This window comes from Pedobacter sp. WC2423, from assembly GCF_040822065.1.
Lineage (GTDB): Bacteria > Bacteroidota > Bacteroidia > Sphingobacteriales > Sphingobacteriaceae > Pedobacter.
This window is the reverse complement of record NZ_CP162005.1, coordinates 5,684,868-5,707,602: the sequence shown is the minus strand read 5'-3', so window position 1 is coordinate 5,707,602 and position 22,735 is coordinate 5,684,868. Positions and strand designations below refer to the sequence as shown.

Sequence of the window (22,735 nt, the reverse complement as noted above, 5' to 3'; positions counted from 1 at the left end):
TAAACATCAATCGGAAGCCTCCGGCTTTCTTTTACAATTACTTTGCTATAAAATGCCATTACGAACCGTTCCTGACTGACTATCAGAAAGATCGTTAAGAGGGCACTGACAATGCATGCCAACAAACTCAATTATAAACCAAAAAACCAAATGATATGAAAAAGAGCTTAATACTACTTTGTTTAATTTATTCCTTCTGCGGATGTAAAAAGCAGCAGGCCGGGTTTTCTCCACAGTCGGAAGCGCAAACTGCCGAAACTAAGCCGGCATCGCTGAGCACGTTGGCGGCAGGTGCTGCCTCTATTGCAGGGGTAAACTGGGCAGACGGACGGGACAACTTTCAGGACAGCTGGGTAATTCCGTCCGGACTGACGGCTTCGGATAACTACAGCACGGTTCAGGCCAAGACTAACGGCATACTTACCGGGTTCACGAACAACATTTCGGGCGTAAACACCATCAGAATGCCCATCAATCCGCCAAGCGTTTCTTCAGTATGGTGGAGTGCCTACAATGGAGCTATCGACAAGGCTCTTAGCAAAGGCTTCAAGGTAATTTTGGGCTGCTGGGACAGCTCATCGCACAACGATGGTAAAATTGATGACCTTACTGCTTTCTGGACCATGTGGCAAACCGTTGTCACCAAGTACGGCAATAACAACAATGTTTATTTCGAAGTATTTAACGAGCCATACGGTTACAGCCTGACAGACCTGACCTCAATTTATGCGCAGTGGCTCTCCAATTATTCCAGCGTACCTAAAGGCCGCATCCTGCTGAGCGGCACCGGGTATTCTGAAAATGTGACCGGGGTAGGTGCCGACAGCCGGTTTACCTCTTGCCTGCTATCCCTGCACAATTATGCATATTGGGCAAACCGTTCCGAGCCGGCATGGGAAACTGACTGGAAAAGCAGGTACGGAAGCTACGGCTCGCGGACTGTGGTCACGGAATTCGGCGCGACCATGAGCAGTGGCAAAGACTACCAAAACGGGCCGCAATCCGATAATGAAATTGCCTACATCGTAGCCAGCAGCAACGTGTTCCGGAACAATTCGATTGCAAGCGTTTACTGGCCCGGCCTTAGGGACGGTGATAGCTACAGCCTCCAAACAAGGGGTGGAAGCGGCAATAATATCACCCTTTCGACGGTTAACGCCTCGGGAGTTTTCCGGCTCCGCTATGGCTGGGGGCTTAATTAGTAGTTAAAAATCAAATTGCCACTGTACAGGCACCTTACAAAATTAGCTGGCATGTCATTTAAGCCAGGGAGTCTTGATACAAGTAACTCCCTGGCTTCTTTACGGAGTAAAAATACCTTAAACAGCGTATTGTAATAAGATCTTTTAAAAAGCAGCCATTATGTCTTCTCCTATTCTAATATAAAGCTTTTATAAGTTAATTTTTCCGGACTCTTTTTCCTTCCTGATTCAGTTCGAATGAGATCTCCTCTTCAATCCCCTCTTCTTTTCCATCAATTTTTATCATAAAAACAGAAGAAAGCAGATAGCCGGTTTCCAGGTCGTAAACTACTTTAATATCCGATTTTATCGTGAAGTTCTTTGTATAGTGATAAGACTTTGCATGTTGCTGAAAGTTTTTATCTGTTATTAACCTGGTAAGGTTTTCTTCATCCAGGGCAACAACCCCAGTCAAAAAAACAATGTTATTCCCGTATTTTGACAATTCATAGCTAATCTTAACTGGGATACTTAAAGGATTTGAAACCCAATTCATCCCTTTGAGCACAGTATCTTCATTAATTTCTTTATTATAAACATCTGAGAAAAAAGGGGCATAAGAGCCACTTGATAATAAATCATATTCCAGGCCAAGTAAAACGTGAAAATATAACCTCTCAATCACTAAAATCATGGACAGGTTCTTCGAATTTCTATATTTTTCTTTGTGCTTATCCCATTGCATTTTAAGATGCTCTTTATTCTTTATAAAAAAGACATTGGATTCTGTATTATAGCTTAATTTAACAGGCGAAAAAATCAAGGGATCTTTAGTTGTACTAGTCAGGTATGATTTATTTTTAAATTGCAGTTCCAGGCCATCTGTATTACTCATGCTCAGCAAAAACTCACCATTACTTTTCACTTCCGAAAGCTTTTTCTCTTTATACAGGCATCTTTTAAAAAACTTAAAACGATAAGGAACAGATAAGCCTTCTTTCAATGTTATAATCATCGTATCTTTTAATTAAAGATTGTCTAATAAATTTTCATAGTACGCAGCCCTTTCCGGGTTATTTAACTTCGTATTCAAATCAATCAATTTCTTGTATACGATCTCCATATAAAATAAGACTGGATTATTTCCCTTTATATATTTCTCCAGAATCTCAACAGACATTTTGTAATTTTCATTTTTCTCATACTCTATCGCCTTCTGAATTAAGAGAGTAAAGTCATTTGGATCAATTTGATAAGCTTTATCCAATAGTCTTTGCTCTTCTTCATGGTTACCTGTAACCCTATACAGTGCCATTAACCGCTTTAAAATTTCAGCGTTATCCGGGTAATTGTGCAATAGCTCTCTGATGTAATTTTGTATGCCTTCTTTACGGGGCCCATACCAGGAGAAATCATTATCTATCATTAAAATGAAAAGTTCCAATTTTTTCTGGTAGAAATAAAAAGAGTCTTCAACAGGTAAGTTAACAATGGCCCTGTCGCAGCACGCCAAACTTTCTTCGTAAGCATTCCATAGCAATTCTGCAATTACAGATTCCTCTTCCAGATATTGGATATAGGTTATGTAAAACTCTTTTTCCTGTGGATACAAAAATTGCAGCTTCCTGTAAGTAAGTGCCGATTCTCTAATTCGTCCTTCCTCTGATTGAACATTAGAAAGATTTTGAATTTCTTGTATTCTTCTGTCCGGTTTCATTTCAGATAATTTATCAAGGTACTACCAAGGTATGTTATACTTTTGCCGGTTTATAATAATGTCGCCTTTTGCGTCTTCTTCTAAGATCTTAATCTCTTCGTCACTAATTTTATATTCTCGTTTTAACAATTCACGGTATTGATTAATTTCCTCTGTATTACCCAGTTTATAATACATTTTAAAAATAGATTCATCATCATCTTTATATTGCCCCGCATAAGTCGGAAGGCCGAGTTCAATGTTCATTTTCCTGCGATGTAGCAATCCCGCTATGGCTTCTTCATACTTTTTCAGATATACAAATCCATAGCTTTTATGCAAGAGAGTACTCAGATAAACAGATGTTAAAGCGCGGGATTTGGCTGTAGATTTATCTATTGGGACATGGCTCATTAAATTATCGCATATATGAATTACTCCTTCATAATTTTCGGCTTTGAAATATATTTTTATCAACTTCTCTTCAACAAAAAGATATTGCGAATCTAATTGATAAGCTCTTTCGTAATTTGCAATTGCCTTTTCCGTATCATTTTGCTTAGCATATATATCTCCCAGCAATTCGTAGGTTTGCTTATGGTTAGCGTCGATAGACAGTGCTTCACCAGCATGTTTTAAAGCAGCATCGGTATTCCAGCTTTCATAATAAGTAGCTGCCAATAGATAACGGTATTGCGCATTATTTGGGAATTCATTACTGATCTGATGTAAGATAGCCAAGGCTTCTGGGAATTGGCCATATTCCCTGTTTTTACGTGCTTCGCTTAATTTTTTCTTTAATTCTTTGTCATCCATAATTTAATTCTAAAATCTTTATTGCTAATATGTCCCTGTGTTACCAGGCGGCAGTTTTCCTCTAATGGACAGATAAGCGGTAATAAGTCCTGCTTCTATAAATCGGGCCTGTGCATAACTCCTTCTAGTTGCGTACCATTCATATGGAGCGAAATTACCGCTTACCAAATTTTCTAATATCATCATTTCTTTAGGACTTGTCCAGGAGAAGGCTTCGTATCTTCTTAAAACCGAACCATATTTAGTTATCCCATATTTATAAATCTCACCGGCTGCTAAAAATACAGACGTCGGATCTATAATTCCCCTTATATAGTCACCATAATTTCCGGGTACCACAACATGTACATCATACACATTAAACGGCCCGCCCTCAGCCGGTTTTGTGGAATCTATCGGTACTGCTATGGGTATCGGATACTCTTACATGAACAAATTATCTCTTACCTTATACAACCAATTTGGCAAGGGCAACTATGGGCAAGTTGTGACATTTGATAATGGATATAAAATTGTAAGCTACCTGAATTATTATAATGAAAATAATACGGGCTTAACCATAAATTATTTTGATACATTTATTTAGCTTTTCCATCAAGCAGACTTTCAATCAAAATATCAATTTCAATAAACTCGTTGGCAATCTCCAAAATATCTTCTATAAGAAAATTTATATCGGTTTTTTTCCATCCCTGCATTAAAGTTAGTGGCCCGAATTTCGTGCTAACATTTGGCCAATTGTGTTCAATACTTTTAAACTGTTCTCTGAAGTCATGAGCAAACTTTCTACTGGTTAGATTGTAGCCGTTAAGTTTTCTCAATTTCAGGGCATGGATATTATATAATAATTTGTTCTCTTTAATACCGGCATTATTAATCCAGATCGAAAAAAAAATTGCAGGACCAGTTTGTGGTTTAGCATCGGGATTATTTGCCCAATGTTGTTTATGTAATTTTAAAATAACGGAGTCTAACCAAATACCTGTTTCCACTTTCAATTGCTTTTGATTAAGTAGTCTTTTGTCAAGTTTATCCGCAGCTTGCTGAAATATGGATAAATAAAAATTGTGACCTATGTCCATACTTAAATGAGTTTAAATGTCCCGAATAGTTTCTGACAGGAATCCAAGGTTACTCACCGATCAATTTTTTATGGCTTGTGCCCCAAACTTCTAATTCCATGATAACTGACTTCAATGCGTATCCGATTTCTGTCAGCTCATATTCTACACATGGCGGTACTTCTGCATGAACAGTCCGGCTGATTATTTTATTCTCTTCGAGCTTACGCAGTTGCAAGGCCAGCATCCTTTCAGTAATTCCAGGTAATTTCTTCTTTAGTTCTCCAAATCTAAGTTTACCACTTAATAACCACGAACAGATTACCAATGTCCATTGCCCGCCGATGATATTTGAGGCATATACTTCCGAACATTCATCGCTCAGCGCAATCTTATTTAAGAAGTTGGTTGATGATTGCTTGATCTCGCTCATTACTTACATTATTTATAGTACCTAACAATTGGCAGGCAATATACAAAAGTTTACAGGCAACCTTAACTTTGCCTTAATTATACGAATCATTGAAATATGAAAACTTTAATAATTGTGGTGCATCATATTTAGCATTTCCGGATGAGTTGTGACCGGCTTCACACTTCAAATGAATTGCAAAATGTAAAGTTATATAATTTAAAAATCTAATATGGAATCACAGAAAAAACGAATCTTAATTGTGGGCGGTTATGGAATGGTTGGAAGTAACATCGCACGACTAATCAGACAAGCTGATAAGCATATCGAACTTATTCTTGCAGGTAGAAATCCGCAAAACGGAATATCTTTAGCGAAGGAATTAAATCATTCAGAAACAGCCTATATCAATCTCGAAGAAGGCTTCGATCTAAGTGAATTTAAGAAAACTGACCTGATTATATCAGCGGTGGATGATCACAGTAATATATTAAGAGAAACAGCTATCTTAAATGGCATTGCATGTATTGCTGTAAGCGAATTAGCGGATCAAATTTCTCCCACAGCATTTTTGGGCCTTCACAAAACGATTGTTGCGCCTGTTGTATACGCCGGTCATTGGCAAGCGGGAATATTAACCCTTATGGTCAGGCAACAAGCTGATAAATTCAGTCAAATAGAAACTATCGAACTTGCAGGATTATATGACCCAAAGGATAGCGTAGGGCCGCTGGTTGCAAATGAAGTTAGTGGTTTTGTTGGTGAGGCGCTAATTCGCAAGGGCGGAAACTGGCTATCAGTACAAGCAAAAGAAAACCCGAGAACTATTGATTTGCACAATCATTCATCAGCAATAGGTTACCCGCTCAGTACGCTGGATGTTCCGAGTATAGCCGCTTTTACGAGTGCAAAAAATATTCGGTTCGACTTTATTACAGGGGAATCTATAGGGACTAGTAAGGGCCTGGAAGCTTCCCATGAATTATACATTATTATTGAAGGCACCCTGCTATCCGGAGAAAAAAGAAAACTCAGCACGATCGTATCCGGCCCAAAAGGAAATTCCCATCTCACAGCTGTGGGCGTATATTTAATCACAGAAAAGATATTGGGCCTGAATGGACAATCTGAACAAAAGACCGGGGGGTTGTATCTTCCGGAAACTATGATTTCAACTCATCATATCAGCAACCGGTTAAAAGAATTTGGAATCGAAATAATTGAAGAAACCTTAGAAAGCTTGTAGAACTTAATCGGGATATCCTGAGCACAATTCAACAAAGTCACCAAATTGAACATGACTATTAAAATTAACAAACGGGCATAGGAAAGAGCGTATAAAGCTTAGACATTCAAGGGGTTGGACGGAAAGAAAAAGGAGTAATAATTAATTGGCACATCATCAAATAGCTTGAATCTCGTTTATAAAACATCTTCTGAAAGGCACCAATGAAGTGTAAGGAATTATAACTTTGCCTGGTATTTTAACCAAGCACCGATACCGTAAGTTTGATGATGTCATCAAAAATAGATCGGTCGGGGCTTGATTTTGCAGTTACCCGCATCCCTTTTACAGCATTAAAAATAAATCGGGCCAAGGCTCCGGCATCCTGCTTATTTTTGAGCTCCCCACTGGCTTGCCCCTTTTTAATCACCTGACAGAAAATATTTTCCATATATTGATCATTAGTCCAAACAATTTTGTTCACTTCCGCGTCATGCGGAGCTACCTCAACCTCCGCATTTAACATGAAACAACCCTTTTGCTCTTTAACGCAAGCAGATTCTGAAATCGTTAATTTCAGGAGTTTAATAATCGTGTTTTTTGCCAGATCATTTTGGTCAGCAATTTCCTGGATCTGCTGGTTTCCTTCCCGTTGATATCTCTCTAGAGCCTTAATAAATAGGGTGTGCTTGTCTGTATAAGTATCATACAGACTTGAACGGCTAATCCCTAAGGCATCTACAAGATCTTGCATAGACGTAGCGTTGTATCCTTTGCACCAAAAAACTTGTATTGCCTTGGATAATACTTCATTTTCATCAAAATCTTTTGTTCTTGCCATAACCAGGAATAGCTTTGCTTTTAAAAAGCAAAGCTATTCATTTTAAATTAGTTTTAAATATTGAGATTACCTCACCCCACCGCTGGCAAGTAAAATATCTCCTGTTATCCAGCGCGAATCTTCTGATGCCAGGAATACGGTGACAAGTGCGATGTCTTCTGGCTGACCGATGCGGCCAAGAGGAGTAGTACTCACCGCTTCATTTGCAAAATCGCTTCCAATTATACCGGCAGTGTATGTGCCTTCTGTTTCTACCATACCTGGATTTACGGAATTTACACGGATTTTTCTGCCACTCAATTCTTTTGCCAATACATGCGTGATAGAATCAACCGCACCTTTAGTTGCTGTATAAATTGAACTTGCAGGAGGCGCCAGGCTAGTAATCGCCGATCCAATGTTGATGATGCTGCCACCTTTTGGATTAAAGTTCTTGACAGCTCCTTGTGTTACCAATAACAAACCAAGAACATTGGTGTTAAACTGGTGGTTGAAATCTTCAACATTAATTTCCTCAATAGTGCCAAATTTATAAACGCCAGCGTTATTCACCAAGATATCAACTGGCCCGAAAGCTTTTGTTGTTTCTTCAAATAAACGTGTAACGTCATCTGGATTGGAGACGTTACCTTGCACAGCAATTGCTTTTCCGCCCTTGGCCATAATCTCTGAAACAACCTGGTCGGCACCAGCTTTTGCAGATGAATAATTTACCACCACGTTTGCACCTTCCCCGGCAAGTCTTTTAGCTATACTCGCACCAATACCTTTTGATGCTCCTGTTACTACTGCTACTTTATTTTCTAATTTTTTCATTTTTCTAATGATCTATTTTATTCTGGAATAATCGTTCCGCAAATATATATCTAAATCGGAACGATCATTCCGTTAAAAATAATTATTATGTTTGGATGACAATAGAAGAATCTAAAACCAAGTACCATTCAACCATCTTAACAATATTCCTACAACAGGAATTAAGCAATTGGCTAAAGAGCATATGCCAGGTTTATAAATCCAAATAGCTTAATGTTAATAGAAAATTGAATTAAGTGCCCAATCCTTTAGCTTTATTGGGCACTTAATATATGTGATATTCCAGCCACCGGCCAACGTGTTCGAGAAATAGAAGTATGAATTCCTCGACACTTTGACCAAGCTAATTTACTTTTATAAAATAATTTTTATAAAAGTTAGTTACATAAATCAGTGCTCTGCACCCTGAGGATGGTTAATCCTTACGGATTTTCCACAGATGATTATTTGACAGGTAATAATTTTGTTAATCTATCGAGGTTCAGTGAGCTAAATTGTTCCTTGATCACTTCAAAATATACCTGGTATTTGTTTCTGTTCGGCAAGCGTTAATATTTCCTTGATCCGGTTTAATCTTGTTTCTGATCGTTTGGCAAGTACAACCCATTGTAAAATCCCTTTTCGAGCAGACTTACTTAAACTTAAATAATAATCTCTCGCATCCGGGTTGTCTGCAAATGCATTTTCCAAATCTAACGGAACGATCAACTCTTCCACTTCGTCTAAAATAGTCCATGAACCATTTTGTTTTGCAGTTTCAATACATTTGAGACCTGCTTCAGTCATGAGTCCTGTTTCGATTAAGTGCTGGACTTTATGTTTATTTATTTTTGACCAGGTGCTGTTTGGTTTTCTTCTACTAAAAAACTGATGCGACGTTTCTTCATCAATCTTTATCTTTTTGCTATCTATCCACCCAAAACAAAGTGCTACATCTACGGCTTCGCTCCAGGTAACGGATGGTTTTTTGGAGTTTTTTCTATAAAAAACAAGCCATACAGACTGTTGTGATAAATGGTTAATCAGTAACCATTCACGCCAGGCTGCAAGGCTTGCAGGATAAAATATTGTTGTTTCTTTTTTTTGCATTTTACTTTACAACAGTAGCTTCCAGCTCTACTGTTAATGTTGCAAAAAGTGCTTTCACTTCAAGCAAAGTGGTTGCTTGCTGGATCCCATGTTTTTGAATGAAAGGTACATAAATATCCATACAGGTTGTAAAAAAATCCGTTGTTGATGTCGTGTAAACGTTCAGTCTGACAATATTTTTGCATTCATAACCGGATTCGCTAATAAGTTGTTCCAGGTTTTTGATTGTTTGTGTTAATTGTGAACGCATATCAGCATCACTTGGGATTCCGTTGGCATCTAATGCTACCTGACCCGAACAGTATAGCGTTCCCATTACGTTTTTCACTTCAACAGCTTGTACAGAATTCGTGTTTTTACCCCAAGCCCAAGGGTCAAATACTTGCTTTTCCATTTCTTATTGTTTTAAATTTTACAATGCAAATATGGGATGGCTTTGTGACAGCCTTATGTCAGGGGTTAAAAATTAATGATACTTATCAAAATATTCTTGTAGTGTCATTTTATGCTGTTCAAATTTCTCTGTTAGAATATTTGTCCTGTTTATTATATCAAGTCGGAAATATCTAAACTTCTGTCGCAAACGACACCAGGCAATTAGTAGCCAATTTTCTGTTGTGCTTAATAGGGCAAATGGCTCAATAATTCTCCTTGTTCCTTTATTTAGCTCGTTGGTATAGTTTATTTCTGTTAAATAGAAGTTGGTCAGCGCAAATTGCAGTTATGAAATATTATTGCTGTTTTTTTCTCTATTTATATTTTGTTCAAAACGAGTTCTTTCTGCAAGTAGATTTGCTTTTTTTTCTCTGATTGTCCTGAAACTGCTTTGATTTTGTCTATCGCTTCTGTGTAGTGTTTAATAAATGAAGAATCTTTATTCTTCAAAACAAGCTGTTCGGCAAGAACCAAAGCATTTATAACCTTCCACCCTACCCGTAATTGGGGCCATCTACACAGAGATAAAATAATGGGTAAGGAAACAGTTGATTAGTTACAAACTAATATGTTCCTTATCTCGTTTTCATTGCTGAAATAATACGTTTTCTATGAATAAATCCCCAGTCAGCTATTGTATTGGTAAGTTGTTTAAGCGATGTTCCATAGTCAGTTATTCGGTATTCTACGGCAACAGGCGCAGTGTTTAACACTATACGCTCAATCAATTCATTCATTTCTAAATCTTTCAATTCACGACTAAGTACTTTGCCGGAAATACCCTTTACTTCTTTCAGCAATTCGGAATAGCGCATCGGCTGATAACATAGACATGCAATGATGGACATCTTCCATTTCCCATTTAAAATCTCCATTGTATCGCTAATGGCTAATATTTTTTGTCCGCAATCTTTTATCAGGTCGAGTTCTTTTTTCATCTCATTCACGTGGTTACCTATTTGTCACTATAACTTTTTGTCACTTGGTTACAAATGTACACATCATAATTATAGCTTTGCAGTCAAATCATAAAAAAATGGAATTAATCAAAAATTTACAATGGCGCTATGCTGTTAAAAAATACACAGGTGAATCGGTCAGTGAAAACAAGATTGACCAAATTATCGAAGCCGTTAACCTCAGCGCCTCCTCTTGTGGGATACAGCCTTATCGCTTGATGGTGATAACTAATCCTGAAATCAGACAAAAATTAGCAGAGGGATCATTCAATACCCAAATTCATGCTTCTTCTCATTTGCTGGTTTTTGCTGCATTTAATAATATAACCAGCCAATACATAGCAGATTATGTTACGATGATGGAAAAACAAAGAAATTTGGAGAATGGTACGCTTAATGTTCTAAAGGATACTCTGACCCCTTACTTTTCTGCGCGTACACCCGAACAAAATGCCATTTGGTCGAGCAAGCAAGCTTATATCGGATTGGGGACAGCCTTAATTGCAGCTGCAGAACTCAAAGTAGATGCAACCCCTATGGAAGGTTTTAACCCGGAAGCATTTAATGCCATTTTAGGGTTGTCGGAAAAGAATCTTCACGCTGCAGTGATTCTATCCCTGGGTTACAGGGATGCTGCAAACGATTCTCTCGCCTCGATGCCAAAAGTTCGTTTGCCAATTACTGAATTTTCAACTATAATAAAATAGATCAATCCCTCAACATGCAAGACTGACCAGAGCATGCAGACATGCTGAGGGGTTGTTAAATATCTTTATAATGCAAAATCCAGTTTTAAGACTACACTAAATCAGCCTGAAATCAAATCAGGTTGATATTTTATTTGCCGGATCTATATGTTCTTTTTCCAGCGCTGAAGTAATGTGACCGGGTGGTCTATACCATTATTTTTGTCAATAATATCTGCGCAACTACTACAAAGAAAGATGGCATTTTTCATATTCTGGCGCTGGGCAGGAGTTGTTCCAGGCATTTCCCTCGGACCGCCTTTTGAAGCAGGTAGGGTATGCGCCACTTTTCCTGCGTATTGAACCAGATCATCATCTTTTATGGATGGGGCAACAGTCATTAGCCTACACTCAGGGCTCGAACAAATAATGCAGCACGCTATTGAACTTTTTTTATTGTTGAGGTGGTAAGATTCCAACGCTTATTATCTTCTTCAGTTTCTATCATTTTTTTCAATCTTGTTAATTTAGGAATTTCTATTAATTCATTCAAATAATAAAAAGTCCGGGGTGTTGCCTGTAGAATTACGAATGATTACATTTGAAATTAATTAACTCTTTGCTTATTCAATTGCATATTTCTCCCTGAATTGAATTGGTGTCAGACCATTATGCTTCCGGAAATACTTTATAAAATTCGTAGGCTCCTCGAAGCCAAGGCTGTAACAAATTTCTTTAACGCTTTTAGAGGTGTGCGATAACAAGCGCTTAGCTTCCAAAACCATCCGGGCGTTGGTAACATCTTTTGCCGTTTTCCCTAATATTTTTGATGTTGCCTGGTTCAACCGTTTTTCTGTTACAAACATTTCCCTGGCATAATCACTAATCAATCTGCGTTGCAGCTTTATTTCCGTTACTTGTACATGATGTAAAGCCTGTAGTCAGTAAACAGGCAAATACTACTACTTTAGTTAATTTTGAAATTGTATTCATGTTGTTTATTTTTTTGTGTTTGGGAGAGAATCAGATAACTGTCCTATCGGTAGAAGCTTTGGATCAGATCTTTGAACAAGTCTTGTGAAGGACGCTTATCCAATGGTATTTCAGCTTTTTCGAACCAGGTGTTGTTGGCTTCTGGATGAGGCCCTGTTAAGACAACCAGTCCCTTTCCATAAGAATAACGTGCGGCTGCCAAGTCGCCATTTGCATAGGATGCAATTTTATAAAACATTTGATCACCCTCTGCTGATAGCAGGAATGGGCCATCCTGAAAAAACACATATTCATTACGGCCTTCCCAAGTTAAGCGAACTGATGTGTCGTCAATATTTTTTACAGGAAACCCGGGACGTCCTACCTCCGAATCGAGTTCATCCTTTATGAGTCCAAGGTTATTTGCGTCGGCAAGGTAGGCACCCATACATAAGCCAAGATAGTTCCCACCATTGGAAACATAATTCTGGATCGCTTGTACCCGATTTTGGCCCAGACTTCTAAATGCGCCGTTAATGTCCTGTCCTCCGCCAGGTTGTACGTAAATATCATATTTACTCAAATTTTTCTCCGTGATGTCTACAAGTTCCTCTGGCCCTACAAAATCAAGCTTATATTTTACACCCAACTTTTCAATTGCGGATTTTACTGTTTCAGCACATTCTTCGCATGAAGCTACGCCCCTGTAAACTGCGACCCGTAAAGTATCCCCTTTCTTCAGATTAAGCCTTAAAGAATTGACCATAGGGGTCTCAGGAAAGCCCTTACTACAACTTGAAAATGTAAGTATTAAAAAAAAGACCAGAATCGCTCTGGTAAAATGGTTAATGATTAAATTGTGATAAGTGTTCATTGTTATATTATACAAGATTATTGAAGAGTTACATGAATGCTTTATCTAATGACAACCAAACTATTCAAAAGTCCTATATTATTTCAAGTTTACATCCTATATAATCAAAATAGCCCTGTTCCATTCTGCTGGTATATATGACGCCCATCTGGTTTAACGGGCGTAAAACCACAGTTTGTCAGTAGATTTCGTGCTATATATTATAGTAATGTTCCTTTTAACTGTCCAGAGGTCATAAGTTTACATCTTCTACTCCATTCAAAGCTTACGGACTATTTGCTTTGCAAATAAGTAATATAGATTCCCTTCCTGAATTTGAAATTACATTGTTACTTATTTTTTACGGTTCAAATCGGGAATAAGAGCATACTTTTTTGTCACAATTGGTTCGACCTTAGTACAGCTGGATTGCTTCATGAACCTTAAATGGAAATCGCATCGCTCCAAGCAAAATTTTAGGTCAAAAACCTTTATTACAGCAAAATAGAACAGAATTTTAGGATTTCTTCCAAAACAAATTTAACCATCCTATGCAGAATAAGGTATAAGTTTGCTTGTACTTAATAAACGTAGAAAAAATGCAGAACGATCAGATCGTAATTTATAAAACAGAAAATGGCGAGACAGTTATTGATGTGAAAGTTGATGACAACACCATTTGGTTAACACTAAATCAGCTATCGGAATTATTCGGTAAAAACAAATCCACTATCTCAAGGCATTTAAACAATATTTATACACAAGAAGAACTAACAAAAGAAGCAACTGTTGCAAAAAATGCAACAGTTCAAATAGAAGCCAACAGGCATATAGAAAGAACTATTGAATATTACAATCTCGATGCAATCATCTCTGTTGGATATAGAGTTAATTCAAAACAAGGGACAGCGTTTCGGATTTGGGCAAATAAGATTTTAAAAGATCACCTGTTGAAAGGCTATTCCATCAATGAAAAGCGTCTAAAAGAGCAGAATGAGCAGTTAAATTCTCTGAAAAATGCAGTCACACTTTTAAGTAACGTAATTGAAAACAAATCATTAAACAACGATGAAGCCACAGGACTATTAAAAGTAGTAACTGATTATGCCTATGCTTTAGATATTCTTGATAAATATGATCATCAGGAGTTAACTATCGAAGGAACTACTGTTGAAGAATTATTTGTGATAGATTATACTGAAGCCAGGCGGGCAATATATGATCTGAAAGAAAAATTTGGTGGCAGTTCATTATTTGGTAATGAAAAGGATGAATCCTTCAAAGGCTCTATTGCAGCCATTTATCAAACATTCAGCGGTTTAGATTTATATCCTAGTGTAGAGGAAAAAGCAGCCAATCTGTTATATTTCGTAGTCAAAAATCATTCATTTTCTGATGGTAATAAAAGAATAGCAGCTTATCTTTTCGTTTGGTTCATGGAAAAGAATAGAATTCTATATAGAGAGGATGGTTCAAAACGAATCGCAGATAATGCATTAGTTGCATTGACATTAATGATCGCTGAAAGCAAATCTGATGAAAAGGAGATGATGGTGAAAGTAATGGTGAACCTGATCAACACAAACAATTAAAACCAAAAGGTATCTTTCGATTACAATTGTCTTTCCTATCAATTTACGCTTGTTCAGCCTTATTTCTGTACTATTCAAGTACTAGTCTCCATACTTTTAACGCAAATTACAAGCGGGTTACTGCTTGTGTTCTCCTGCAGTTTGATACGGGTTTGAAGCGGGTTTGATACGGGTTTGAAACGCCTCGACCCGTATCAAACCCGCTTCAAACCCGTATCAAACACGCTTCAAACTGTAACTTAAACCCTACGAACATCTTGTTATAATTTAATTCACTTACAATCAGATTAAATGCCTATCTTGTTAGTACACAGATTATTTATTTATGTAAAAAATATAATTATGGCAATATCAGGAAATGGATCAAACAACGGCCCTACAGGCAGATCAGGTAATAGAGTAACTTATATGCGTTTAGGGAAGCTCACCTCAAGGACAATTGGTTTGCGCACCGATAAACCTACTGTCCCTGTTTTGAAAAGCAGGCAGGTAACTGCATTAACAACTGCGCTGTTAAAACCTGTTAAAGGTTTTTTGAGTGTAGGATTTGGGCTGGAAGGGAAACTTAACCTTCAAACTTATTATACTGTAGCGAGTTCTTACAATCGATTAAATGCCATTTCAGGTAATTATCCTGATCAGCAAATAGATTTTACGAAAGTCTTATTCAGTCAGGGTAAAATGCCTGTTATAACTGATGTTCTGGTCAGCAGAGTTGAGAAAGGTTTAACTTTTAAATGGGATGCCGGTTTCACGACAAAAGGTGTAAACAAAAATGACCAGGTTATGCTGATGGCTTACGATCCGGAAAAGCGGGGTACGGAGTTTCAATTGAATGCAGGCAGGAGAAGTGAAGGGGAAGCATTTTTACCCATTCGGAAAAGGAAAAAGCCATTATTACTGGAAACTTACATTTCATTTATCTCTGAGAGCCGAAAAAGCATCTCCAACAGCATTTATGTTGGACAGGTTGTCTGGTAACTATACCATTGCTAACGGTCATCTATAATTTCACCTCAATTAATTTAAACTCAGTTATGGCAATCTTACAACAAGGCTCATTAGGCGTATTTACCGGAAAAATCGGCGCACTGGTTATTTCTAAATGGAAAAGTAAATATGTTGGTAAAAGCAAACCAAAGAAATCTTCTAAGGAGGCCACGGTTTTACAATTGACGCAACAAGCAAAGTTTAAAATAGCAGGCAGGTTTATGCGCATGTTCCGCTCTGAAGTAAATTTCAGTTTTCAGAAGCCGCCTAAAAATATGACCGCGATGAATTATGCCATGTGCTATAACCTGCATCATGCAATTGACGGAGTTTATCCGGATTTCACCTTGAATTATTCCAATATAAAGCTGAGTAAACCTGCTGATTATTCAACAGAAATTGACAATGGTTTTAACGTTGCAGTCACTGTAGAAGGGAATAAAATGAAGGTTACCTGGGAAGAGGATGAGCTGATAGATAATGACGCGACAGCCCCTACCGATAGAGCCTATTGCTTTATTTATCATCCTGAAAAGAATATTTCTACAGTTGCTCCATTGTATCCGCAAAGAAGTGAGCTGGCGCTTAAAGTAAACTTGCCAGGCTCTTTTGAAGGTAAAATACAGGTATGGCTTTTCTTTGTATCTGATGATCTTAAGTTTGTTTCAGAAACAGAACATCTGGGAGAGTTTACCATAAATCTTTAACGAAGAGAAAGTTTTCAGACAATGATTTTAGTCGGATCACCATTCATTCCACGCAAACGGCGAAGAAACATTTCGGCCATCAATCCTGCTCTGTTTTTAGCCTCTGTGGCAATTTCTCCTTCAAAATCTTCATCAATAGTCTCAGAGAACAAGATTAGCCAGCGTTCAAAGTGTTTTTCTTCAATAGCTAGTGGAGCATGTTTTGCAAATGGATTACCCCGAAAACCGGGAACACCAAATAATGCAGCATTCCAAAACCGGTATAGCTGTTGCAGGTGTAGAGTCCAGTCCCGGATAACACCAGCAAAGACCGGCCCGATCAACGCATCGTCCTGCACCTTTCCGTAAAACTTATCTACAAACAGGGTAATATCTTCCAGATTTTTAACGTCGGCTTTCATTGCTGTAAATTTAAGGATTAAGAGCTTTGAAAAATTCATACGCTAAATCATAGTTATGTAACATTCCTAAGAGAATAATACATTACATAAGGAAATATTTGTTTTTGTGATTTAAAAGTAGAAATTTGTTTCAATGGGTTTAATCAGGCACTTACTTTACACGCTTCGAATGGCGATTGCATTAAAAATGCAACCTGCCCGTGTGCTGCAACGCCATCCCGTTTCTTATCACGCTAATTTAGGATACTTCTTCCGTAAAAATAGTAAAGACTTTATTCAGTAAGTCCCGGCCCTGCTTCAGGATCAGGGCCAGCGATAAAGCTTCATTTTTTTATATCTTAATTTATTTTGTTAATGAAAACAATCCATACACACCGCTTTATTTATGCAATGCTCGAAATTTCCTTTACCCAGGGAATGTGTGCTGCTTTTGCAATGTATTGCCGTATGGTATCTGTTCATTACCATTTTGGATTCCACTCCCAAACTACCAGCAAGGACTTTATTAAGTAAGCCCCGGCCTGCGTTTGGTTTGGGGCCTTCAGGAAAATCATGAAGTTGTTTATCAAAACAGCTCTTCTCTCTTTTTTTACTGAATTAATGTTTTATGATCAAAAAATTTAAATCCATATCATGGATTGGCTCAGGCTTGATAAGTCTTTTCGGCCTGAATGTGATACTTGTCCTTGCTGCTTTATTAATGGATTGCCTGTGGCTGGACATCATGGCCATCCTGGTAGCTGCACTGCAATTATTCCTCCACCATAAATTAAGCAAACACAGGCGGAAATTTAAAATCCATAGTCGTCTGCTCAATCTTCATAAATCGCATGCTGCGAACTAATAAATAACACAAAACAGTTAAAGAATAAGCATATGACAACAAAAACAATCAATAAAGAACATATGAAAACGGAACAATTAATGATCGTTAAAAAAGAACTGGATCTGTTAAAAAAACATCTTAAAGATTCTAATCTTTCCGAATACAATAAAAATCAATTACTTGCAGAGCTGGCCTCTGCAAAGGTTGTCAAAGAAGATGAACTGCCTGATGATGCCGTATGTATCGGATCGGTAGTGGAAATACAGGAAGTATTAAGCGAAAGAAAATATACTTTCCAAATTGTCTTTCCTGCAGAAGCCAATATGAAAGAAAATAAAATGTCTGTCTTTGCCCCTATCGGAACAGCCTTATTAGGCTACCGTGCAGGTTCAAAAGTTCAATGGGAAATGCCTGATGGCATGAGAACATTTGCTATTTTAAAAGTTACACATCAAAAGGTATAACGTATTTAATTATATAAAAAAACGCCCTGTCAATTGGATTAACAGGGCGTTTCAATTTAGAAAAAGAATGTGGCTTAGAACCCTGGATTATTTGGTAATAAACTTGAATTCACGTCAGTTTCCTGTTTAGGCAATGGAAATAACAACTGCTTCTCTGAGAATGTTGCACCAAATACTGTTTTGTGTCCTACAAAATTGTCCCAGTTACCTGTTACATCATTGTGAACCTTCCTGGTACGGATCATATCAAACCACATTTTATTCTCAAAGCACAATTCATAATAACGTTGTGCCCATACTTCCTGCTCAAAAGCTGCCGATGACAATGCACCGACCGGAGCCAGTTTAGCTCTTTTTCTGATGTCATTAACAAACTGAATAGCTGTACCATTTGGCGCACCTTCCGCCTGATTTGAGGCTTCGGCGTACATCAATTCTACATCCGCTAAACGGTACAAAGTAAAGTTAAGGTCAGACTTTAAGGTTCCGGCTACAGCCGTAGAGTCAAACCATTTATAGATATAATTTCCTTTAAACTTTACAATATCATTGTTCTTGAAGCTTTTATAACTCGTATAGAAAAATTGTTTTTCTGCTACCCTTTTATCACCTGCTGCATAAGAACTGATAAACTGAGGGGTCGGATAAACTGAACCGTATTCATCCGAGTACCCTGAAATACCAGAATAATTTGGAATAGTCAGTGAAGTCAAAGGATTGGCTGAAGGAACAGAAGCCGCATATTGAACCTGGAAAATAAATTCACCATTGTTCTTGTTAGCTGGTTTCAGCATATCTGTATATTCCGGGAATAAAGAGTAACCTCCTGTTTGTGTAACTGCCAGTGAACGTTTAGCTGATTCCGCATAATATTGCTTTCCGCCATTGATAGCTGCCCCTGCATAAGTTAAATATACATCTGCCAGGATCGACTTTACAGCACCCATAGATACTTTTCCGGTAATGTCTTTCCAGGGTAAAGTAGATTTTTCTGCTTCCAGTAAATCCGGGATGATCACGGTATCATAGATATCTTTTGCAGCCGTTCTTGGAATAGATAAGTTCAGGTTTTTTGGCACTTCAGTAACCTTTGGAACAGCTCCATACATTCTGACCAGGTAAAAATAATATAAGGCCCTTAATGTACGTGCTTCAGCCAGCAGATTTGTTTTATCTGCTGCACTTAGTCCAGGAGCATTAATAGCTGGTATTTTTTCTATCGCCAGGTTACAGGCACCAATACCCTGGTACATTTGCTGCCACCAGGTATCAATGTAAAATGAAGTTGTATTATAAGATAAGTTCTGAAAATTAACAGCGCCTGTTTGCCCAAGGTCACTATTCGCTTTTCCAGTCATAAATTCCATCAGGTTCCAGGCATTTCCTCCATAAGATGAGGGTTGTCCTGCCAACATCCCCTGAAGATATTGATAGCTTGAATTTGCAAGGGCCCTGGCTACTTTTGCACTGGAAAGTTCTGAGTCTGGTGTAATAAAATCGGTAGGCTTTTCATCCAGGAATTTTTTACAAGAGGCACAGGTAAGTAAGACCAGTACCGCAAATAATATATTTTTTGTCGTTTTCATATGATTCAGTTTAAAAGGTAAGTTGAACGCCTAAATTCCAGATACGTGGTCTTGGCGTAGCGAAAAAGTCAATGTTTTGAGAGAAGGATGCATTTGAACCATAAGTCTGATTAAATGTATCTACCTCCGGATCATACCCTGTATACTTGGTAATGATAAAAAGGTTCTGAACGTTTGCATAAATTCTTAAACGATTGATGTGCAACTTCTGATTAACCGCTGCTGGTAAACTATAGCCAACAATAAAGTTCTGGCCACGGATAAATGAACCATCCTCTACCCACCAGCTGTCAAAGTGTGAATCCTGAGCGAATTTATAGTTACGCACCTGAGAAACAGAGGTATTTTGATTTTGTGGTGTCCATGCGTTTAAAACTGTAGCTAAACTATTCGAAATTGTCTGTCTGTCTTCAGCAGAGTGTTTAAAGTTAGCTGCTGTATTTACCCCCTGAACAAAACGGATATCAAATGATAAATCCCAGTTTTTATACTTAAAGCTACTGCTGAATGTTCCGGTCCATTTTGGATAAGCACGGCCGATAATACTATAGTTCACCGAACCATCTGCATTGTAAAGGTATTTTCTGTCTCCAGGTTTTAATCCATGAGAAGCGGCATCAGCTGCTTCATTTTCCCCATAAGTACCCAAACGTGTCATGCCGTAGAAAGATCCAATAGGCTCTCCTACACGAACTACATAATTCTGACCAAGGAAGTTCGGGCCAGGAAAAATATCAGCATTACCATCATTCAGTTTGATTACTTTGTTTTTATTCGCTGAAAATAAGAAGCTGGTAGACCACGTGAAGTCGTCAGTTTTAACATTGACTGTGTTCAAACTGATTTCTATCCCTGAATTTCTGACTGAACCGACGTTTTTGTAAACGTTTGCATTGGTAAAACCTGCCGACCATGGTATTGGGGTCTGCAGCAATAAATCTTTAGTAACACGGTTGTAATAATCGAAAGTCAGGTTAATCCTATCATTGAATAACCCTAATTCAACTCCTGCATCTGCCTGAATCGATCTCTCCCATTTCAAATCCTGGTTACCAATATAACTAGGCAACAGCGATGATTGTGCCGCACCACCTAACACAGTTGTACTTGGCTGAATTTGTGATAAAGAGCGTGCCTGTCCAATTTCCTGGTTACCCGAAGTACCGTAACTTGCACGGATCTTTAAATTAGAAACAGTTTTGCTTCCTTTCAGGAAATCTTCTTGTGAAATACGCCATGCAGCACCTACAGAAGGGAAAAATGCATATTTATTGTTTTTTCCGAATCTTGAAGATCCATCATAACGGCCAGTTGCTGTAAACAGATATTTATCATCCAGACTGTAATTCAACCTGCCATAAAATGAACTCAAAGCCGATTTAGTATCATAGGATTCACTTGCTGATTTTACAGAACCTGCCTGAAGATAGTGAAATTGAAAAAGATCATCTACGAAATTCTGTGTCTCTGCACGAACTCTTTCATAACCTGTCTGCTGTAAGGATACCCCAACTAAAGCAGTCAGTTTTTGACGGTCATTAATCTTTTTGTTCCACGTCAAATAGTTTTCAGTTTGCCAGTAGTAATTGTCATAAGCATTGATATTAGCTACCCCACCTTCATCTTTTGATAAATGCGGCAAATTCTGAGAAGAAAAGAAGTTGTTTTTATTCGAACTCAGGTTATATCCGAAATCGGTTTTAAAATCAAGTTCACTGGTAATATGGAATAAGGCGTAAACATTACCCAGCATCTGCAAAGTATTGTTGATTGTATATCTGTTGTTCGCAATATCAATTGGATTTGGTGCACCTTCTAAACCGTCAATATCAAAATTTCCTGCATAAAGGCCATTAGGATATCTGACAGGCAAAATTGGCACTTCTTCAGCTACTGCTCTGGCTACGTTCAAACTTCCGTTACCATCAGTAACCAAACGTTGTATACTTCTGATCAGGTTCACATTACCACCTATTTTCAACCAGGGTTTAACGTCATTGTCTAAGGTCATTTTCACAGAATAGCGTTTAAAACCTGAAGTAGGTGCAAGTCCTTTCTGATTCAAATAACCTAATGATAAACTATACAGTGTTTTTTCATTACCACCTTGTACATTTAACTGATGATTTTGGGAGAAAGCAGGTTTATAAGTTTCCTTTTCCCAGTTTGTATCGTACAGCGGTTTATTATTGGTATCAAATAACGATGGATAATTCGCATAATTCAATGCTTTTGGAGGAGTCCATACGCCACCAGCCGGGTCAAATTTCGTCCCATTGGCAAAAGCTTCATTATACACTTTCAGAAATTCTTCTGAATTTAATGTTTTCACATGCCTGTATAGCTCACTTACGTTTGCATTGGCCTCATAACTAATTTGTGTTCCTTCTCTGCGCCCTCTTTTTGTAGTGATCATGATGACCCCGTTTGCACCTCTGGAACCATAAATTGCTGTTGAAGAAGCATCTTTCAGTACTTCTAATGAAGCCACATCATTCGGGTTAATTGAATTGGGATCAACACCGGCAACACCGTCAATCACATATAAAGGATCAATATTGGAGTTAATAGATCCAATACCCCTCACCCTTACTTTAGCTGCGGTTCCGGGAGCTGCACTGTTTAAACTCACCTCAACACCTGCTATTTTACCCTGCAGTGCCTGAGAGATATTTGCCACAGGTTTATCCATTAGCTGCTCCCCCTTGATAGTCGTTACAGCTCCGGTTAAATCTGATTTCTTTACTGTACCGTAGCCGATTACAACTACTTCGCTCAGGTTATCTGCCTTTTCATCCAACTGGATGTTGATGGTACTTCTGCCGCTGATCGTTCTTTCCAGTGAGGTAAAACCTGTAGAAGAGAAAACCAGGACAGCTTTGTCATCAGCTACCTGAATCTGGTAATTTCCAGCAGCATCAGTCAACGTACCTCCTGCTGTCCCTTTTATTTTGATACTAACACCGGGAATGGGCAGGTTGTCTTTCAGACCGGTGACCTTCCCGGTAATTTTAATTTGTGCCATCACTTGCAGGGAAAGCAGCGAGAGCAGGATGGAGTAAATAAATGCTTTTTTCATAATTTGGTTTTTAGTTTTTGGTTTTTGGTGTGGTTATATGATCGTTTA

Annotated in this window: 26 protein-coding genes; 9 read left to right on the top strand and 17 right to left on the bottom strand. The window is 38.1% G+C overall.

Annotated elements, in window-relative coordinates; translation table 11 throughout:
• Nucleotides 1-155: 155 nt before the first annotated feature.
• Nucleotides 156-1,202: a cellulase family glycosylhydrolase gene (locus tag AB3G38_RS23980; RefSeq protein WP_367866222.1), complete on the top strand. Its 1,047-nt coding sequence runs from the start codon at nucleotides 156-158 to the stop codon at nucleotides 1,200-1,202.
• 196 nt (nucleotides 1,203-1,398) lie between these two features.
• Here AB3G38_RS23980 and AB3G38_RS23975 read toward each other — a convergent pair whose 3' ends face one another.
• From AB3G38_RS23975 to AB3G38_RS23955, 5 genes are all read right to left on the bottom strand, one after another.
• On the bottom strand, nucleotides 1,399-2,196 hold the full coding sequence (locus AB3G38_RS23975) for a hypothetical protein (RefSeq protein ID WP_367866221.1): 798 nt from the start codon (nucleotides 2,194-2,196) through the stop codon (nucleotides 1,399-1,401).
• A gap of 12 nt (nucleotides 2,197-2,208) precedes the next feature.
• The gene (locus AB3G38_RS23970; protein WP_367866220.1) at nucleotides 2,209-2,898 is read right to left on the bottom strand and encodes a tetratricopeptide repeat protein; all 690 of its coding nucleotides are present in this window, start codon (nucleotides 2,896-2,898) and stop codon (nucleotides 2,209-2,211) included.
• A gap of 21 nt (nucleotides 2,899-2,919) precedes the next feature.
• Nucleotides 2,920-3,693 carry a tetratricopeptide repeat protein gene (locus tag AB3G38_RS23965; protein WP_367866219.1) on the bottom strand — a complete coding sequence of 258 codons (774 nt, stop codon included), beginning with the start codon at nucleotides 3,691-3,693 and terminating at the stop codon, nucleotides 2,920-2,922.
• Between the two features lie 578 nt (nucleotides 3,694-4,271).
• Nucleotides 4,272-4,691, bottom strand: a complete 420-nt coding sequence (locus AB3G38_RS23960) for a hypothetical protein (RefSeq protein ID WP_367866218.1) — start codon at nucleotides 4,689-4,691, stop codon at nucleotides 4,272-4,274.
• Between the two features lie 133 nt (nucleotides 4,692-4,824).
• Nucleotides 4,825-5,187 (bottom strand): winged helix-turn-helix transcriptional regulator, encoded by a 363-nt coding sequence (locus AB3G38_RS23955; protein WP_367866217.1) that lies wholly within the window; start codon nucleotides 5,185-5,187, stop codon nucleotides 4,825-4,827.
• A gap of 211 nt (nucleotides 5,188-5,398) precedes the next feature.
• Here AB3G38_RS23955 and AB3G38_RS23950 point away from each other — a divergent pair, with 211 nt between their 5' ends.
• Nucleotides 5,399-6,412 (top strand): hypothetical protein, encoded by a 1,014-nt coding sequence (locus AB3G38_RS23950; protein ID WP_367866216.1) that lies wholly within the window; start codon nucleotides 5,399-5,401, stop codon nucleotides 6,410-6,412.
• 238 nt (nucleotides 6,413-6,650) lie between these two features.
• Here AB3G38_RS23950 and AB3G38_RS23945 read toward each other — a convergent pair whose 3' ends face one another.
• The 6 genes from AB3G38_RS23945 to AB3G38_RS23920 all read right to left on the bottom strand — a co-directional run bounded on the left by AB3G38_RS23945 (nucleotide 6,651) and on the right by AB3G38_RS23920 (nucleotide 10,510).
• Nucleotides 6,651-7,232: a TetR/AcrR family transcriptional regulator gene (locus tag AB3G38_RS23945; protein ID WP_367866215.1), complete on the bottom strand. Its 582-nt coding sequence runs from the start codon at nucleotides 7,230-7,232 to the stop codon at nucleotides 6,651-6,653.
• Between the two features lie 66 nt (nucleotides 7,233-7,298).
• Nucleotides 7,299-8,048, bottom strand: coding sequence for a glucose 1-dehydrogenase (locus AB3G38_RS23940; RefSeq protein ID WP_367866214.1), 750 nt, complete (start codon nucleotides 8,046-8,048; stop codon nucleotides 7,299-7,301).
• Nucleotides 8,049-8,558: 510 nt separating this feature from the next.
• Entirely contained in the window at nucleotides 8,559-9,137 is a 579-nt protein-coding gene (locus tag AB3G38_RS23935; protein WP_367866213.1) for a YdeI family protein, read from the bottom strand.
• A 1-nt stretch (nucleotide 9,138) separates the two neighbouring features.
• Nucleotides 9,139-9,531 (bottom strand): RidA family protein, encoded by a 393-nt coding sequence (locus tag AB3G38_RS23930; RefSeq protein WP_367866212.1) that lies wholly within the window; start codon nucleotides 9,529-9,531, stop codon nucleotides 9,139-9,141.
• 72 nt (nucleotides 9,532-9,603) lie between these two features.
• Nucleotides 9,604-9,780: a WYL domain-containing protein gene (locus AB3G38_RS23925; protein WP_367868784.1), complete on the bottom strand. Its 177-nt coding sequence runs from the start codon at nucleotides 9,778-9,780 to the stop codon at nucleotides 9,604-9,606.
• Nucleotides 9,781-10,147: 367 nt separating this feature from the next.
• Nucleotides 10,148-10,510: a winged helix-turn-helix transcriptional regulator gene (locus AB3G38_RS23920; protein WP_367866211.1), complete on the bottom strand. Its 363-nt coding sequence runs from the start codon at nucleotides 10,508-10,510 to the stop codon at nucleotides 10,148-10,150.
• A 98-nt stretch (nucleotides 10,511-10,608) separates the two neighbouring features.
• Between AB3G38_RS23920 and AB3G38_RS23915 the strand changes: the two genes are divergently transcribed.
• The gene (locus AB3G38_RS23915; RefSeq protein WP_367866210.1) at nucleotides 10,609-11,238 is read left to right on the top strand and encodes an NAD(P)H-dependent oxidoreductase; all 630 of its coding nucleotides are present in this window, start codon (nucleotides 10,609-10,611) and stop codon (nucleotides 11,236-11,238) included.
• Nucleotides 11,239-11,381: 143 nt separating this feature from the next.
• Here the strand turns inward: AB3G38_RS23915 and AB3G38_RS23910 are convergent, their stop codons facing one another.
• The 3 genes from AB3G38_RS23910 to AB3G38_RS23900 all read right to left on the bottom strand — a co-directional run bounded on the left by AB3G38_RS23910 (nucleotide 11,382) and on the right by AB3G38_RS23900 (nucleotide 13,063).
• Nucleotides 11,382-11,618: a hypothetical protein gene (locus AB3G38_RS23910; RefSeq protein ID WP_367866209.1), complete on the bottom strand. Its 237-nt coding sequence runs from the start codon at nucleotides 11,616-11,618 to the stop codon at nucleotides 11,382-11,384.
• 222 nt (nucleotides 11,619-11,840) lie between these two features.
• Nucleotides 11,841-12,083, bottom strand: a complete 243-nt coding sequence (locus AB3G38_RS23905; protein ID WP_367866208.1) for a helix-turn-helix domain-containing protein — start codon at nucleotides 12,081-12,083, stop codon at nucleotides 11,841-11,843.
• Between the two features lie 170 nt (nucleotides 12,084-12,253).
• Nucleotides 12,254-13,063 (bottom strand): BPL-N domain-containing protein, encoded by an 810-nt coding sequence (locus AB3G38_RS23900; RefSeq protein WP_367866207.1) that lies wholly within the window; start codon nucleotides 13,061-13,063, stop codon nucleotides 12,254-12,256.
• A gap of 578 nt (nucleotides 13,064-13,641) precedes the next feature.
• Here AB3G38_RS23900 and rhuM point away from each other — a divergent pair.
• The 3 genes from rhuM (at nucleotide 13,642) to AB3G38_RS23885 (ending at nucleotide 16,331) form a co-directional block, all read left to right on the top strand.
• A complete protein-coding gene (gene rhuM, locus AB3G38_RS23895; protein WP_367866206.1) occupies nucleotides 13,642-14,634 on the top strand; it encodes a RhuM family protein in 993 nt (330 codons plus the stop codon).
• 342 nt (nucleotides 14,635-14,976) lie between these two features.
• The gene (locus AB3G38_RS23890; protein WP_367866205.1) at nucleotides 14,977-15,615 is read left to right on the top strand and encodes a DUF6266 family protein; all 639 of its coding nucleotides are present in this window, start codon (nucleotides 14,977-14,979) and stop codon (nucleotides 15,613-15,615) included.
• Nucleotides 15,616-15,671: 56 nt separating this feature from the next.
• Entirely contained in the window at nucleotides 15,672-16,331 is a 660-nt protein-coding gene (locus AB3G38_RS23885; protein WP_367866204.1) for a DUF6266 family protein, read from the top strand.
• Nucleotides 16,332-16,345: 14 nt separating this feature from the next.
• Here AB3G38_RS23885 and AB3G38_RS23880 read toward each other — a convergent pair whose 3' ends face one another.
• Entirely contained in the window at nucleotides 16,346-16,771 is a 426-nt protein-coding gene (locus AB3G38_RS23880; protein WP_367866203.1) for a group III truncated hemoglobin, read from the bottom strand.
• Nucleotides 16,772-17,086: 315 nt separating this feature from the next.
• On the opposite strand from AB3G38_RS23880, the gene AB3G38_RS23875 reads away from it, so the two are divergent.
• The 3 genes from AB3G38_RS23875 to AB3G38_RS23865 all read left to right on the top strand — a co-directional run bounded on the left by AB3G38_RS23875 (nucleotide 17,087) and on the right by AB3G38_RS23865 (nucleotide 18,022).
• Nucleotides 17,087-17,245, top strand: a complete 159-nt coding sequence (locus AB3G38_RS23875; protein WP_367866202.1) for a hypothetical protein — start codon at nucleotides 17,087-17,089, stop codon at nucleotides 17,243-17,245.
• A gap of 94 nt (nucleotides 17,246-17,339) precedes the next feature.
• Complete coding sequence (locus AB3G38_RS23870; RefSeq protein WP_367866201.1) at nucleotides 17,340-17,576, top strand: hypothetical protein; 237 nt, start codon at nucleotides 17,340-17,342, stop codon at nucleotides 17,574-17,576.
• A 32-nt stretch (nucleotides 17,577-17,608) separates the two neighbouring features.
• Nucleotides 17,609-18,022: a GreA/GreB family elongation factor gene (locus tag AB3G38_RS23865; protein WP_367866200.1), complete on the top strand. Its 414-nt coding sequence runs from the start codon at nucleotides 17,609-17,611 to the stop codon at nucleotides 18,020-18,022.
• A 74-nt stretch (nucleotides 18,023-18,096) separates the two neighbouring features.
• On the opposite strand, the gene AB3G38_RS23860 is transcribed toward AB3G38_RS23865, so the two are convergent.
• Nucleotides 18,097-19,608: a RagB/SusD family nutrient uptake outer membrane protein gene (locus AB3G38_RS23860; RefSeq protein ID WP_367866199.1), complete on the bottom strand. Its 1,512-nt coding sequence runs from the start codon at nucleotides 19,606-19,608 to the stop codon at nucleotides 18,097-18,099.
• A gap of 10 nt (nucleotides 19,609-19,618) precedes the next feature.
• The gene (locus AB3G38_RS23855) at nucleotides 19,619-22,687 is read right to left on the bottom strand and encodes a SusC/RagA family TonB-linked outer membrane protein (RefSeq protein ID WP_367866198.1); all 3,069 of its coding nucleotides are present in this window, start codon (nucleotides 22,685-22,687) and stop codon (nucleotides 19,619-19,621) included.
• Nucleotides 22,688-22,735 lie beyond the last annotated feature (48 nt).